Origin of the sequence: Microbacterium sp. BF1 (assembly GCF_019279095.1) — a bacterium.
Taxonomy (GTDB): domain Bacteria; phylum Actinomycetota; class Actinomycetes; order Actinomycetales; family Microbacteriaceae; genus Microbacterium; species Microbacterium maritypicum.
Genome location: NZ_JAGYWT010000015.1, coordinates 1 through 13349 on the forward strand (window position 1 = coordinate 1; position 13349 = coordinate 13349).

The window sequence follows — 13349 nt, forward strand, 5'->3', positions numbered from 1 at the left end:
AGCTGCCCGCACCGATCCGCCCCGATCGATCAACGCCAGAAACGCCAACCTCTGCTGCTCGGTGTACTTCCTCGCCGGCATCTCCGCTCCTCGCCGCTGGTGTTGCGACGACTGCTGGAATCCAAGCCGCCGAGGGCAAGCTCTACCTCTGCGCTGTCAAAGACGCGTTCAGCGGCCGGATCGTGGGCTACTCGATCGACTCGAGGATGAAAGCGTCTCTCGCGGTCCGCGCTGTCCGCAACGCCGCCCGGATGCGCGGAAACGTGAACGGCTGCATCGTCCATTCGGACAGAGGATCGCAATTTCGAAGCAGGAAGCTGCGTCGAGAACTCACCGCGCATAACCTCGTCGGATCGATGGGCAGGGTAGCTTCTTGCGGCGACAACGCGGCAATGGAATCGTTCTTCAGCCTGCTGCAGAAGAACGTCCTGAACCGGCGCTCCTGGGCCACTCGCGAGGAACTACGCATCGCGATCGTGACTTGGATTGAGCGGACCTACCACCGGCGACGTCGACAGGTCCGCCTGGGTCGATTGACGCCGGTCGAGTTCGAGACCATCATGAACGAAGAACTGGCCCTCGCGGCCTGACCAGAACAGTCACCTGTTCCTGCATCAGACCCAATCGACGCCACCCAAGCTGACACATTGCAGGGTGGTGGGGGCCGGGGGCTCCAACCCGCAGGTGAGGAGCACGCTGCTGGGGGTACCCCATGCTGCGGTGGCCTGAGCGTCCGTCCAGACGCGAGCCTGGTCGCCAATTGAGTCCGGTAGTCGTACGGTGACCTCTGCGCACAGCGGGTCGTTCGCGTTTGCTGCGGGCTCGAGGTGGATGGTGGGTGCGCAGCTGGTGAGCACAAGCAGTGCGCACAGCGCCGCGACAGAGGTCAGAATCTTGAGCTTCACAACGTCATCCATCCGTCTTCCTGGGAGTCAGCACGAGTCCGTCGCGGTCGGATCGACATGACGAGCAGCGCTAGTACCGTTCCGATACTGAGCATCCAGTCGAGCCACGGCATCAGCACGACAGCGAGAGTCGTGCCGGTGCGGAGGGGGACCTCGGTGATCTTCGCCGCGGTCGTGTCCACCGCAACCTGCGCCAGCACCTTTCCATCGCGGCCGATGACTTGACTGGTCCCGGTGGTGGAGACGTTCACCGCAGTTCTCCCTGTTTCGAGCGCGCGCATGCGGGCGATGGCCAGCTGTTGGAGGTTCTCGTCGGTGCCTCTGAAGTCCGCGTTGTTGGTTTGAAACACGAACATTTGCGCGCCAGAGGCAGCGCTTTGGTGGATGACGTCGTCGTAGATGACGTCGAAACAGATCGCCAGACCGATGGGCACATCGTCAACGTTCATGAGGGGTGTGTTGGAGCCGGGCGTGTACTCGCGTTGTATCAATCCGATGAGGTCGGGGGCGATGGCTTCGTAGAACCAACGGTCCGGGACGTATTCGCCGAAAGGGACGGGGTTGACCTTGTCGTGGAGCTGCTGCGGCCCGGCGCTGGTCCACAGCATGGAGGTGTTGAACGTGTCGGCTCCGCGGGTGGTTGCCGCATTCACCAGTGCCGGAGTGCCGGCACTCTGCACGAGTCGATCAAGGCGGTCTGCGACGGCGGCATCGCGCAGGGGATCGGCGTCGACGGCCCCTTCTGGCCAGACGAGAAGGTCCATTTCACGCCCCAGGAGAGGAGATGTCGCTTCTTCCTGTGCGCGCAGGATGTCGCCTGGTGTCCTGGTGTCGAAGTAGCCGCTGGGTCCGTTGCCCTGTACCCATCCGACGCGCATCATTCCCGCTTGCTCGGTGGGGAACAGAGGGATGGCTATCGCGGCAACGACGATGACCACGGCCGTTGCTGCTGGCTCCCATCGGCGGAGGATGAGGGCTTCCACGACGCTCGCGCAGACGAGAACGGTCAGGAAGGACAGCCCCGTGGTTCCCACCCATGAAGCGGCTTCCGCGAGCGGGCTCTCGGCGAGGCTGAAACCGACGCGCGCCCATGGGAACCCGGTGTACGGCGTACTCCCCATCAGTGTTTCTCGCAGCATCCATACCCCGGCGACGAGCATGGGAGTGATCGCACGATACGCGTATCCCGCGCGGGTGGTGGTGACCCGATAGGCGAGTGCGATCAGCGCACCGCCGGCACCGAACAGCAGGGATTCCAAGCCAGCCAGCGCGACCCATGGGATGGGTCCCAGAAACCGGGTCACCCATACCAGGTGGGTGAAGTAGAAGGTCGCGCCGTAGACGAGGGAGATCAGGAACGCCCCGGGTAGAGAGCGTCCGCGGAGCGTCCACAGCCCGATGGTTACGCTCACGAACGTTGCGGGCCACCACCCGTTTGCGGGGTAGGCGAGATCCAGCATGCCTCCTGCGATGGCGGACGCGACGATCGCTACGGGAAACGGCACCCCAGCTGGTAGGCGCGCATCGTGCGCTCGGGGGTTCCCGCGCCGTGGTCGAACGGAGAGGGCGTGTCTCACCAATGGGTCAGCGGTCACGGTCATGAGAGCTCAGTTTTTTGAGGTAGGCGTTGTACATGTCGAGGTCGGTGTTCCCGTGCACGTCGGCGTACCGGTCGGCCGCGGCAGCCCGGGCAGTGTCGCTGCGGAACCAGCGATGCATCACGTAGATCAACATCAGCACGGTCGGGGCTTCACCGTAGGACCATGCCAGAGCGCCGGCTAGCTGCTGATCGGCGAGGGGATCGATGCCCAGTGCTTTGGTGGGGGCGACGAATGAGCCGACCAGGATCGTGCTGGCCATCATGAGGAACACCCCGAAGAACGCGTGGAGCGCGGCTTCAGCAAACACGTCCAGTGCACGGGCACCATGACCCAACCTGACCGGCAGCGGATCGGAGGACAGGATGGGGATGGTGAAGAGCATGCCGGCGAGGAGGAATCCGACCTCGAGTGCGACGTGGCCCCCGGGGAGAGCGAGGATGGCATCGGCAGCACCCGCAAGGTAGATGCCGTAGAACGCGAACAGGTACAGCGGGACAGTGGCCCACGGGCTGAGTATCCATTTCGCGGCCGGGCTTCGAAGAGCACTGTGGGCCGCTGTGAGGACTACCCGTCCCGCCCCATGGTGCGGTGTTGATCGCAGAAGAAGGGTTCCGGGTGAGCCGAGGACCAGTAGCGGCGGCACCATCATCATCAGAGTGAGCTGCTGGAACATGAAAACGGACACCAGCGCCTGGCCGTAGGTTTCAACACCCAGACCGGTGACCGCCGCGAGGAGAACGCACCCGAGCAGGAAGCTGACCGTGCGCCACACGGGCCAACGACGCCCGTGCGTCCACAACCGGATCGCGCCGACGAGATACAGCGCAGCGAGGATCCCCGCAACGATCGGTAGCACTGGAAGCGGAATGTCGGCCGGTGCGAGGAACGCCTGCAGAGATGGGGGGCTGTCGGGGATCTCGCCGCTCATACGCATGGTCGTGACAAGAAGATCGCGCAGTTCACTTCCGGATCACCTTGATCGTCGCCCCCGCTGCCAGGAACACCACGGCCGCGATGGGTTGTGCTGTGGTCCACACGACACCGGAGAAGGGGAAGGGCATCACCGGATTCCAGAGCACGGCAATGGCGAGGAAGACCGGGATCCACCACCAGTGGCGTGCCTGGAGCGCAAACCACGCGACGATCAGCCCGAAAATTGAGGCAATGAAGAGGACGAGCGGCGCCCAATTCGCCTGGAAGAGCGCCGGGGCCAGAAACAGGATCGCGGCGGCGACGAGGCTGGGGGCCAGGGCGTTCCGCTGGTAAGTGGAGGGGACGCGTTCTTTGGGACTCATGGGTGAACCGTTTCTTCGGCGGGTACAGGGTCGTCGGGGCGGGACGTGGGGTCTGGCCGGCGACGGCTCGTGCGCAGACCCGCGACGATGAGGAACACGGCACCGATGCCGAGAGCGATATCGGCGAGGTTGCCGATGAACAGGTTCCCGTAGGCGAGGAAATCGGTGACGTGCCCGATCCCGAACGCGGGCGGCGAGAATAAGCGATCGATGAGGTTCCCGATCGCACCGCCCACGATGAAACCGAAACCAACCGCCGACCACACGTTCCGGGCTCGGGTGGCGGCAACGATGAGGACCGCGGTGACAGCGACCCCGATGACGGTGATGACCCATGTGGAGCCTTCCCCGAGCGAGAAGATCGCCCCGGGGTTGAAGGCCAGTTGAAGACCGAGCCAGTCACCGATCAGCGGTATACGCGCATCCTGCCGCAACGTGTTCAGAGCAAGAGTCTTGGTGCCTTGATCGATCAGGATGACGATGGCGGCGACGACGAGCATCACGGCCGACCGGCGGACTCGATCACGCATCGGCGTCTTTCTCCTTAGCTGCAGCATCCTTGGCGGCCTGTGCGCGGTCGCGCTGGTGACGCTGGCGCCCGGCCATAACCACTCCCACAACGCCGATCCCCAGAATCAGTGCCAGACCCGAGAGGAAGAACAGGGGGAGCAGTTCGAAAGCACCGCCACCGGATGCCGTGCCACCGTATGTTTGCGCGGGTCGGGCCGGTTCCGGCTCCTCCGTTGGGGAGGTTTCAGGGGTGGGGCTTGTGGTCGGAGTGCTGGGTTCCGTGTCCGTCGCGGGCGTGACGGTGTACACATACTCCCCGTTGATCGGGTGTCCGTCGGCGGAGACGGTCTTCCAGCGGACGGTGAAGATGCCGGTTGCGGCGTCGGGGGAGAGGTGTTGAGTGATCGAGTCACCGCTCACCGTTGGCGGGTCGACGGCGACGTTTGCTCCGCTTTCATCGATAACCTCGACGACCGTTGCATCGTCACCACCGGTGAGGGCCCCGGTGAACATCAAAGAGATCTCGTCGGGGGAGCCGTTGATGGTCGAGTCGGCGGTGGGGTACGACGAAACGAAGTCGTCGTGAGCGGCCGCCGGAGATGCAGTCCCAAGGACGACGGATGCCGACAACAACAGGGTGGTGAGGACGGCAGCGGTGCGTGCCGAGAGGCGTTTATGCATGGGTGTCGTGCTCTCCGGGGTGGGATTCGGGTTCGATCTGAAAGGTGGAGTGTTCGATGCTCACGGCGAAATGTTCGCTGACGCATTGCTGAAGTGATGTCAGCAGTGCGGCGGAAGCTTCCATCGTGACGGTGTCATCGACCACGACATGGGCGGTGAGCGTGGGGAGGTCGGTCGAGACCTGGGTCGCGTGGAGGTCGTGCACAGCGACCACGTGCGGCAGGGCAAGGATGTGGCGGCGGACATCCTCGAGATCGAGGCCGGCAGGTGTGGACTCCATCAATACCCGGCCGGATGCTCGCAACAGGATGAGGGTGCGGGGGATGATGAGGAGCGCGATCAAGACGCCCGCGACGGCGTCCGCCTGATACCAACCGAAAACGGCGATGAGGATGGCGCTGGCGATGACGCCGACGGAACCGAGGGCATCGTTGACGACCTCGAGGAACGCGGCGCGCATGTTGAGGTTGCGTCCGCGGCCGCTGAACAATACGAGCATGGAGGCGATGTTGGCGACGAGACCGACGATGCCGAAGAACAGCAGACTTCCCGATGCGATCTCAGGGGGCTCGAACAGCCGCCGTACGCCTTCCACGAGCGCGAAGATACCCACCCCGAGCAGCAGAGCTGCTTGAGCGAGCGCACCGAGCACCTCCGTGCGTTGAAGACCGAAGGTGTACCTGGGAGTCGGGGGACGATTCATCAGATGCGCGGCGGTGACGGCCATCGCCAACCCGACGACATCGGTGAGCATGTGCGCCGCATCAACGAGCAGTGCGAGGCTGCCTGTGATAATCGCCCCGATCACTTCGACGATGAAGACCGAAGAGGTGATCGCGAACGCGATGACCAGGCGATTGCGAGGAGTGGCGTCACCAATACCGTGACTGTGCCCTGCTTCTGTCATGGTGCTCCTTACGGCCGTCCAACGATGAGTCGGGCGACGGTCGCCGCATCACGACCCGCCCCAACGAGGGTGTCCGCATCCGCCCGGGAGTAACGGGGCATGCCAACAGTGAACAGTCCCGGGATGCGTGCACTGACGTGCAAAGGCTGACCGGGCGGCTCCGAATCGGGCAGCCATGCGTCTGCCGGCCTGTACCCGGTCGCAAGGATCACGGAATGCGGCTTCACGGACGCCCCATCGGCGAACATCACGGTGTCTCCGTGAACCTCCGTCACGGCGACGGCATGAGTGACGTCTGTCGAAGCTACGCGGGGGCGTGCCTCGGAGAGCGCACCCTTACGTCGCAGCCTCGACCAGATAGGCCGCTCCGACACCCCTGAGGGTTCCGCTCGAGTGGAGAGGGTGACGTCGTGGGAGGACGCGAGCTCCTCAGCAATCTCCACTCCGCTGAATCCGCCGCCAACGATCAACACGTGGCCGGGAGGTATCTGGGCGGGGTAGAGGTACTGGCTGGAATGCAGCACAACACCGGGTACGGCCAATCCCGGGCGCCAGCCCGGTATGCGCGGCACCGCGGCAGCTCCCGTTGCACAGACCACATTTCGGGTTTGCACTTCCCCGGCGGAGGTCGACAGATGCAGCGTGGATCCGTCGCCCAACCGGTTGATTCCAAGAGCACGAGTGCCCCACACGGTCTTCACACCGAGGGCTTTCTCCACCGAAGACAGGTAATCGGACATCTCATCCACACTCGGATGACGGTCTCCATCGCCCGGGAAAGGGAACCCGCGGACGACACTGTGGCGTGCCGCGCTGCGCAGTTTCATCGACTGCCACCGTGTGGCCCAGCTTCGTCGACCGGGGGGTGCAGAATCGATGATCACGAAGTCTTTCTGTGGCTCAAGCCCAGAGGACCTGAGCGCGGCGGCTGTCGCCAATCCGGAGTGCCCGGCACCGACGATGATGACTCGACGGTGCGATAGCGAACGCGCCATCATTCAGCACCGTTCACGGCGGCTTCAATGCTGTCCTCCAGATCGGTCCACGTTTCCAGCACGACAGGCTCCCCATCGATGAAGAACGAGGGGGTACTGCTGACACCGAGCTGCTCACCCTCGTCGAGATCGAATTGAACCCGTTCCGCTGTCGCCGGATCAGCGACCGCATCATCGAACGCGGCCATGTCCAATCCGAGTTCCTCCGCAAACCCCCGGAACAGGTCCGCACGAGACTCTTGAGCCTCACCCCATTGAGACTGCGTCTCGAACAGGCGGTGATACATGTCTTCGAGCCGTCCCTGCTGCGCTGCGGCTTCGGCAGCGATTGCGGCGTTCTTTGAGTTGAGGTGACCAGGCAGCGGGAAGTAGCGGATCACGTAGGTGATCTCGCCATCGAACTTGCCGCGGAGATCCTCGACGAGGGGATAGAAAGCACCGCAGGCCTCGCACTCGAAATCGAGGAACTCGACCACCGTCACCGCCCCTTCTCCTCCGTCATCGAGGACGTGCGAGTTCTCACGGACGACTTGTGGACCGTCAGCGGTCCCCGTCTCGGGTGCGGCAGCTTGATTCTGATTAATCAGGACGAAGACCAGTGCGACGACCAGCAACACCACGGCGAGAGACACGGTGACAAGTACCGCTTTCACGGAAGATTTCATAACACTCCAGACACACACAACGAACGGGGACGACCAGTGGAGCGCCATCGAAGAGATGGCGCCGCCGGAGTCAGGTCCGCGACAGAGAAAGCTGTGTGAGAGAAGGAGGCAATGCGAACAGGCGCCCCGTCATAGCTGCCAGTGATGGTGCGCGCGGCAAACGTTCGCGAATGTGAGAAGAGGGGACGTGACGGCGGAAGTTCCGCGTGACGATGAGCACCAAGAAGCAGCAGATGATACCCAAGAGGCACCCGGCAACGCCGATCACGATGTCGTTCGCGCTATCCCCGGCCAGGAATTGTTCCGCGGTCGCGCCGACAACGCTTTCACCCGAACCCGCCGAAAAATGACCAGCAGAAGGCGTCCCTAGTGACGACGAGGATGTGGTGCTCAGATACGGAGTCGCATCTGTCGCATCACGATGGCCGCCCGGCCACGCTCCAACAACGAGAAGAAGCGCCAGCCCGAGGGCTGTAATGATCTTCGTTATCAGGAACTCGTCGGCTCGGCTAACGCATTTGTGAGCGCGACCGTGGACGACCATGACCTCAGGATGGTACCAGCCCGACCAATCAAGTCTTCTTGCGAGCCCCAGAGCCACGCACCCGCTCTACCGGCGAAGCGAGGAAGACTTGGGACGTCCGCTGAGCCAGCCCATCACCCATTCAACTGGGCCAGTTCCAACGAACCGCCACCACAACCAACCCACCACGATCATGCCCGGAACGATCACCAGCCAGCCCAAGTAGAAGTTCTCGGCAGGGCGGCCATACGCGTTACTCCAAAATGCGATGAGACTGCCGTGCAGCAAGTACAGAGACAACGCCACCTGACCGCAGGCGCACAAGGGAACAAAGACAGCACCCCAAAAACGTTCTGCGTGCTCCCGCCGCACCGTAGCCCCCAGCACAACGCAGACGTAGACGGCGAACACCAAGCCAATATCCCTCAGAGAGTCCAGGTAGTCCCCCGATAACACCGTGCCGAAGCGCTGCCCGAAACCCCAGGCAAGATACGCCAACAGCGCCACAGCCGCCATGATCCACAACAAGCGATCGCGTTTCAAGCCGTGACGGATCAACAGGGCACCGATGAGGAACACCGGCAACAGGTTGACCACCCGATACTGAGGGCCCAGGAACATCCAGGTCGTGACCTCACGCACGGGCGGCGGCGCGGTGTAGACCCAAATCCAGGTGCGTGCGACGCTCAGCAATGGCTGACTGGCCAGGACAAGGACCGCTGTCGCGGCAATCACGACCGAGCTGCGCAGGAGTAGAAGGGGCGCGCCGATGATGATCAGCAGCCCGAGATAGCTCAGGATGACCGCCAGCCAGGAGCCCCACGTGGCCATCCAAACACCCAGGACGATGAGGAACAGGCCACGCAGAGTCTGTTGCAGCAACGTCACCCCCACAGCGCCGCCGCGTCTCCACACAAGCTCCGCCGACATGCCCATGACAAGAGCGAAGAGCGGCGACGCGACACTACTGAAGTTCGCCGTGACGAATTGCACCGCCCACGGTGCGTTCGGCACGAAAGGAGCCGCGTGCGCGATGAGCATCGCGACAATCGCGAACCCGCGGAGCGCGTCCGGAACCAGAAGACGGCTCATGTCAGAGACGCGTCGAGCTCGCCTGTGCATTCTGGGCGGCAGCGTTCTTTCGGGCTCGAAGACCATGCCCTGAGGGCATTGGCTTGACCGCATAGGAAATAGGTCAGCGGAGACTGTATAGTTCAGCTTATGCTGACCATTGCTTCTCGTCTCGACGTCATGAACCGGCTCGGCCGCGCCATGGCTGATCCTACGCGTTCTCGGATTCTCATGACTCTGCTCGGTGGCCCGAGCTACCCCGCAGTCCTGTCCCGTGAGCTAGAGCTGACGCGCTCCAACGTGTCGAACCATCTCACCTGCCTGCGTGACTGCGGGATCGTTGCCGCCGAGCCTGAGGGCCGCCAAACCCGCTACGAGATCGCCGACCCGCATCTTGCGGCTGCGCTCGTCGCGCTCGTGGACGTGACACTGGCGGTCGATGAGCACGCGCCCTGCGTGGACTCAGCGTGCATGGTGGCTGGCTGCTGTGGGACGGGGGCTGACGCGTGAGCGAGGCGTGTGGCTGCGAGCACGAGCCTGCCGCGACGGCAGGCGAAGAGATCGAAGAGGCCGAGCGGCCCTGGTGGAGAGACCGCGGGGTCATGGTGCCGGTGTTCTCCGGCGTTGCGTTCCTCGTCGGTCTGATCTTCGAGTGGTCCGGGCTCGAGATCCCGGCACTGGTGCTGTTCTGGGTCGGACTGCTGCTGGGCGCATCGACGTTCACGCCCGGCGCGATCCGGAAACTGTTCAAGGGCAAGCTCGGCATCGGGCTGCTGATGACGATCAGCGCGATCGGTGCCGTCATCCTCGGGTACGTGGAGGAGGCTGCAGCTCTGGCGTTCTTGTACTCGATCGCGGAGGCGCTTGAGGACAAGGCGATGGACCGCGCCCGCGGCGGACTGAGGGCACTACTGAAGCTCGTGCCGGAAACAGCGACCGTGCTTCAGGGCGGCACCACCGTGCAGGTGCAGGCAAGAGAGCTGACGGTCGGCCAGGTCATGGTGGTCCGCCCGGGTGAGCGGATCGCGACTGATGGGGTCGTGCGTTCTGGTCGCTCCAGCCTGGATACCTCGGCGATCACCGGGGAATCGATCCCGGTCGAGGTGGAGCCCGGCGATGCAGTGTCGGCCGGTGCGATCAACAGCGCCGGCGCGCTAGAGGTCGAGACGACGGCTGCGGGCACCGACAACTCGCTCACGACGATCGTGGAGCTGGTAGAGAAAGCACAGACTGAGAAGGGCGAGCGTGCTCGTCTCGCGGACAGGATCGCCCGCCCGCTCGTTCCCGGTGTTCTGATCCTCGCGGCACTCGTCGCGATCATCGGGTCGCTGCTGGGCGATCCGGAGGTATGGATCACTCGCGCGCTCGTCGTGCTAGTCGCAGCTTCTCCGTGTGCACTCGCGATCTCGGTACCACTCACGGTCGTCGCGGCGATCGGCGCCGCGAGCAAGTTCGGCGTGATCATCAAGTCCGGTGCCGTCTTCGAGCGCTTTGGCACCGTCCGGCACGTTGCCCTCGACAAGACCGGCACCCTCACCCGCAACGAGCCCATGGTTACCGCTGTCCTCACCGCAGATGGCGTGTCGGAGGCTCAGGCTCTGGCGTGGGCGGCCGCACTGGAGCAGCACAGCACGCATCCTCTCGCGGCCGCGATCACGGCGGCCGCTCCGGGTGTCACAGCCGCTGCGGACGTAACCGAGCGGGCGGGTCACGGCATTGACGGCACGGTCGACGACTCGAGAATCACTGTGGGAAGCCCCCGCTGGCTGGACGCCGGCGCGCTCGGGGATCGGGTCGCGGGGCTAGAGGAGCAGGGCATGACCGTCGTGATCGTGCATCGTGACGGGACGCCGATCGCCGCGATCGGTGTCCGTGACGAACTGCGCCCAGAAGTCCCCGAGGTGGTCGGAACTCTCACAGGTCAGGGCATCGGCGTGACGATGCTCACCGGCGACAACGCCCGGACTGCCCGTGCGCTCGCTGCGCAGGCCGGGATCAGTGACGTGCGCGCGGAGTTGCGCCCGGAGGACAAGGCGGCCGCGATCGCGGAGCTATCGAAGGTAGGGCCGGTCGCGATGATCGGTGACGGCATCAACGATGCCCCGGCCCTCGCCGGCGCAGACATCGGCATCGCGATGGGAGCGACCGGCTCCGACGCAGCGATCGAATCCGCCGACGTGGCCTTCACCGGCCATGATCTGCGTCTCATCCCGCGCGCGTTCGACCACGCCCGGCGCGGTCGACGGATCATCAACCAGAACATCATCCTGTCGCTGCTGATCATCACCGCACTGCTCCCGCTCGCGCTCTTCGGCGTGCTGGGGCTCGCGGCGGTCGTCCTGGTCCACGAGGTCGCCGAGGTCATCGTTATTCTCAACGGCCTGCGCGCCGCCCGCACTCCGCGAGTGAAGAGCTGATGCTCGCGACCATCGGATCAGCGATCGGCCTGTTCGCTGCGACCAACATCGACGACATTGTCGTGCTCACCGTGCTGTTCCTCGCCTCCAGCCGAGGAAAGCCGCGACCGTGGCAGATCGTCGCTGGCCAGTACCTCGGGTTCATCACCCTCGTCGTGATCAGCGTGATCGCCGCGCTCGGCCTCACGATCGTCCCGGACGAATGGGTGGGCTTCCTCGGGCTGATCCCGCTCGGCATCGGCATCTGGACGCTCGTGCGCGGCTTGCGTCGAAACGGTGATGACGACGATGATGACGCCAAGATCACCGCGGTCGGACTCTGGGGCGTCGCCGGGATCACGATCGCCAACGGGGCCGACAACATCTCCCTCTACACGCCGATCTTCCGCACCAGCGCCCCCGGCGACGTCGCGATCATGATCGTCGTGTTCCTCATCCTCGTCGCCGTCTGGTGCGCTGCCGGACGACTGATCGGCACCAACAAGGCCGTCACCGAGGGGCTGGAACGCATCGAGCACTGGCTCGTACCGGCCGTGTTCATCGGTCTGGGCTTGTTCATTCTGATCGAATCTGGGGTCATTGTCCGTCTGATCGAGGTGCTCGCATGACCTCCTCCCAGAATGAGGCTCACCCGCCCGCTGCGCGCAAGCTGTCGTCGACGCGGCGGTGGCAGCTCACTGGTGGAGCGCTCCTGATCGCCGTGGTTGTCGTCCTGATTGATCAGGGAACGAAAGTGTGGGCCGAAGCGACCCTCACCGAGCGTGAGCGCATCCCGCTGATCGGTGATCTGCTGGGTTTGCAGCTCGCCTATAACCCGGGAGCGGCATTCTCGTTCGGCGAAGACTTCACCTGGGTGTTCGCGCTGCTCGCTGTCGCCGCTACCGTCACAGCGATCGTGTTCGCGTTCCGAGTTCAACGCCGGGGGTGGGCCATCGTCGTCGGTGCGCTCGGTGGAGCCGCAGCATCACACGCAGGCGACCGTCTCTTCCGAGATCCTGGATTCGCCCGCGGACATGTCGTGGACTTCCTCGCCTACGGAAACTGGTTCATCGGGAACATCGCCGACATCGTGATCTTCACCGCTGCTATCGCCGGAGCCCTCCTGGCGATCCGCAACGACACCGAACGAAAGAACGAAACGTAGACCTCATCCAGGAGCAGTCTACAACTCCGATGAGAATCTACAACTCCAGTGAGACGTTCTACAGGTACGTGAGATTTCTACAGATCCGGTGAGACAGGACAACAACACCCACCCGAACCTTTCGTGACCAAACCGTTGCATTCGTTATCTCGCCGTTATACAGTGATCACACGGTGAATGTTTGCTGTGGCACTCACCGCATGTGATTGCAGGACACTCTTGGTGCAAGGGACAAGGGCCGGTCGGTAGCCTCTCCGACCGGCCCTTTACTGTTCGCACTATCCTGTGATGATGACCGATCGCAAGCTCGCCCTGGAGGCCTGGGAGAGCCTGTTCCGCGCGCAGCACCAGTTGTTCACCGAGATGTTGAGCGACTTCGAGCACAGCGATATCACACAGGCCGAATACGATGTGCTGCTCACGGTGACCCGCTCCCCCGACATGACCGCGCGGCTGCGCGACATCACCTCGAACATGCTGATCAGTCAGCCCAGCGTCTCGCGTCTGGTCGACCGCATGGTCACGCGAGGACTCGTGGCGAAGTGCGCGGACCCCGACGACGGTCGCGGTGCCCTGATCCGCGCGACCGATGAGGGCGCGAAGGCGTTCCGCGCGCTCGCCACCGTGCACGGACG

17 protein-coding genes are annotated in these 13349 nt (G+C 63.9%); 6 read left to right on the top strand and 11 right to left on the bottom strand.

Going from position 1 to position 13349, the window contains the following annotated elements:
- On the top strand, nt 1–590 hold a 590-nt coding region (locus KZA10_RS01155), incomplete at its 5' end, for an IS3 family transposase (RefSeq protein ID WP_256934236.1).
- A 24-nt stretch (nt 591–614) separates the two neighbouring features.
- Here the strand turns inward: KZA10_RS01155 and KZA10_RS01160 are convergent.
- From KZA10_RS01160 to KZA10_RS01210, 11 genes are all read right to left on the bottom strand, one after another.
- Complete coding sequence (locus tag KZA10_RS01160) at nt 615–905, bottom strand: DUF3515 family protein (RefSeq protein ID WP_308289566.1); 291 nt, start codon at nt 903–905, stop codon at nt 615–617.
- Nucleotides 902–2506, bottom strand: coding sequence for an apolipoprotein N-acyltransferase (lnt, locus tag KZA10_RS01165; protein ID WP_193752184.1), 1605 nt, complete (start codon nt 2504–2506; stop codon nt 902–904). The genes KZA10_RS01160 and lnt overlap by 4 nt, the downstream gene beginning before the upstream one ends.
- The gene (locus KZA10_RS01170) at nt 2490–3440 is read right to left on the bottom strand and encodes a cytochrome c oxidase assembly protein (protein WP_058631457.1); all 951 of its coding nucleotides are present in this window, start codon (nt 3438–3440) and stop codon (nt 2490–2492) included. Before KZA10_RS01170 ends, lnt begins: the two co-directional genes overlap by 17 nt.
- 25 nt (nt 3441–3465) lie before the next feature.
- Nucleotides 3466–3801 (bottom strand): DUF6804 family protein, encoded by a 336-nt coding sequence (locus tag KZA10_RS01175; protein ID WP_045278974.1) that lies wholly within the window; start codon nt 3799–3801, stop codon nt 3466–3468.
- Nucleotides 3798–4331 carry a signal peptidase II gene (gene lspA, locus KZA10_RS01180; RefSeq protein WP_218681951.1) on the bottom strand — a complete coding sequence of 178 codons (534 nt, stop codon included), beginning with the start codon at nt 4329–4331 and terminating at the stop codon, nt 3798–3800. Before lspA ends, KZA10_RS01175 begins: the two co-directional genes overlap by 4 nt.
- On the bottom strand, nt 4324–4992 hold the full coding sequence (locus tag KZA10_RS01185; protein ID WP_058631455.1) for a copper resistance protein CopC: 669 nt from the start codon (nt 4990–4992) through the stop codon (nt 4324–4326). Before KZA10_RS01185 ends, lspA begins: the two co-directional genes overlap by 8 nt.
- Nucleotides 4985–5899: a cation diffusion facilitator family transporter gene (locus tag KZA10_RS01190; protein ID WP_058631454.1), complete on the bottom strand. Its 915-nt coding sequence runs from the start codon at nt 5897–5899 to the stop codon at nt 4985–4987. The genes KZA10_RS01185 and KZA10_RS01190 overlap by 8 nt, the downstream gene beginning before the upstream one ends.
- 8 nt (nt 5900–5907) lie before the next feature.
- Nucleotides 5908–6897, bottom strand: coding sequence for an NAD(P)/FAD-dependent oxidoreductase (locus tag KZA10_RS01195; protein ID WP_306300775.1), 990 nt, complete (start codon nt 6895–6897; stop codon nt 5908–5910).
- Complete coding sequence (locus KZA10_RS01200; RefSeq protein WP_058631453.1) at nt 6894–7559, bottom strand: thioredoxin domain-containing protein; 666 nt, start codon at nt 7557–7559, stop codon at nt 6894–6896. The genes KZA10_RS01195 and KZA10_RS01200 overlap by 4 nt, the downstream gene beginning before the upstream one ends.
- Before the next feature lie 70 nt (nt 7560–7629).
- A complete protein-coding gene (locus KZA10_RS01205; protein WP_153002304.1) occupies nt 7630–8103 on the bottom strand; it encodes a hypothetical protein in 474 nt (157 codons plus the stop codon).
- Nucleotides 8104–8169: 66 nt separating this feature from the next.
- On the bottom strand, nt 8170–9174 hold the full coding sequence (locus KZA10_RS01210) for an acyltransferase family protein (protein ID WP_058631452.1): 1005 nt from the start codon (nt 9172–9174) through the stop codon (nt 8170–8172).
- Between the two features lie 129 nt (nt 9175–9303).
- Here KZA10_RS01210 and KZA10_RS01215 point away from each other — a divergent pair, with 129 nt between their 5' ends.
- The 5 genes from KZA10_RS01215 to KZA10_RS01235 all read left to right on the top strand — a co-directional run.
- On the top strand, nt 9304–9663 hold the full coding sequence (locus KZA10_RS01215) for a helix-turn-helix transcriptional regulator (protein WP_218681952.1): 360 nt from the start codon (nt 9304–9306) through the stop codon (nt 9661–9663).
- Entirely contained in the window at nt 9660–11570 is a 1911-nt protein-coding gene (locus KZA10_RS01220; protein WP_218681953.1) for a cation-translocating P-type ATPase, read from the top strand. The genes KZA10_RS01215 and KZA10_RS01220 overlap by 4 nt, the downstream gene beginning before the upstream one ends.
- A complete protein-coding gene (locus tag KZA10_RS01225) occupies nt 11570–12178 on the top strand; it encodes a cadmium resistance transporter (RefSeq protein ID WP_141386902.1) in 609 nt (202 codons plus the stop codon). The genes KZA10_RS01220 and KZA10_RS01225 overlap by 1 nt, the downstream gene beginning before the upstream one ends.
- Complete coding sequence (locus KZA10_RS01230; protein WP_229778948.1) at nt 12175–12714, top strand: signal peptidase II; 540 nt, start codon at nt 12175–12177, stop codon at nt 12712–12714. Before KZA10_RS01225 ends, KZA10_RS01230 begins: the two co-directional genes overlap by 4 nt.
- Before the next feature lie 291 nt (nt 12715–13005).
- Nucleotides 13006–13349 (top strand): MarR family winged helix-turn-helix transcriptional regulator (locus KZA10_RS01235; protein ID WP_218681954.1); only part of this gene is annotated, 344 nt, incomplete at its 3' end.

Bases quoted from the DNA above. Each gene is read 5' to 3' on its own strand.
- KZA10_RS01215 (WP_218681952.1), top strand. From the start codon at position 9,304: ATGCTGACCATTGCTTCTCGTCTCGACGTCATGAACCGGCTCGGCCGC.
- KZA10_RS01170 (WP_058631457.1), bottom strand. From the start codon at position 3,440: ATGCGTATGAGCGGCGAGATCCCCGACAGCCCCCCATCTCTGCAGGCG.
- KZA10_RS01190 (WP_058631454.1), bottom strand. From the start codon at position 5,899: ATGACAGAAGCAGGGCACAGTCACGGTATTGGTGACGCCACTCCTCGC.
- lnt (WP_193752184.1), bottom strand. From the start codon at position 2,506: ATGACCGTGACCGCTGACCCATTGGTGAGACACGCCCTCTCCGTTCGA.
- KZA10_RS01200 (WP_058631453.1), bottom strand. From the start codon at position 7,559: ATGAAATCTTCCGTGAAAGCGGTACTTGTCACCGTGTCTCTCGCCGTG.
- KZA10_RS01225 (WP_141386902.1), top strand. From the start codon at position 11,570: ATGCTCGCGACCATCGGATCAGCGATCGGCCTGTTCGCTGCGACCAAC.
- KZA10_RS01205 (WP_153002304.1), bottom strand. From the start codon at position 8,103: ATGGTCGTCCACGGTCGCGCTCACAAATGCGTTAGCCGAGCCGACGAG.
- KZA10_RS01210 (WP_058631452.1), bottom strand. From the start codon at position 9,174: ATGAGCCGTCTTCTGGTTCCGGACGCGCTCCGCGGGTTCGCGATTGTC.
- lspA (WP_218681951.1), bottom strand. From the start codon at position 4,331: ATGCGTGATCGAGTCCGCCGGTCGGCCGTGATGCTCGTCGTCGCCGCC.
- KZA10_RS01195 (WP_306300775.1), bottom strand. From the start codon at position 6,897: ATGATGGCGCGTTCGCTATCGCACCGTCGAGTCATCATCGTCGGTGCC.
- KZA10_RS01185 (WP_058631455.1), bottom strand. From the start codon at position 4,992: ATGCATAAACGCCTCTCGGCACGCACCGCTGCCGTCCTCACCACCCTG.
- KZA10_RS01175 (WP_045278974.1), bottom strand. From the start codon at position 3,801: ATGAGTCCCAAAGAACGCGTCCCCTCCACTTACCAGCGGAACGCCCTG.
- KZA10_RS01230 (WP_229778948.1), top strand. From the start codon at position 12,175: ATGACCTCCTCCCAGAATGAGGCTCACCCGCCCGCTGCGCGCAAGCTG.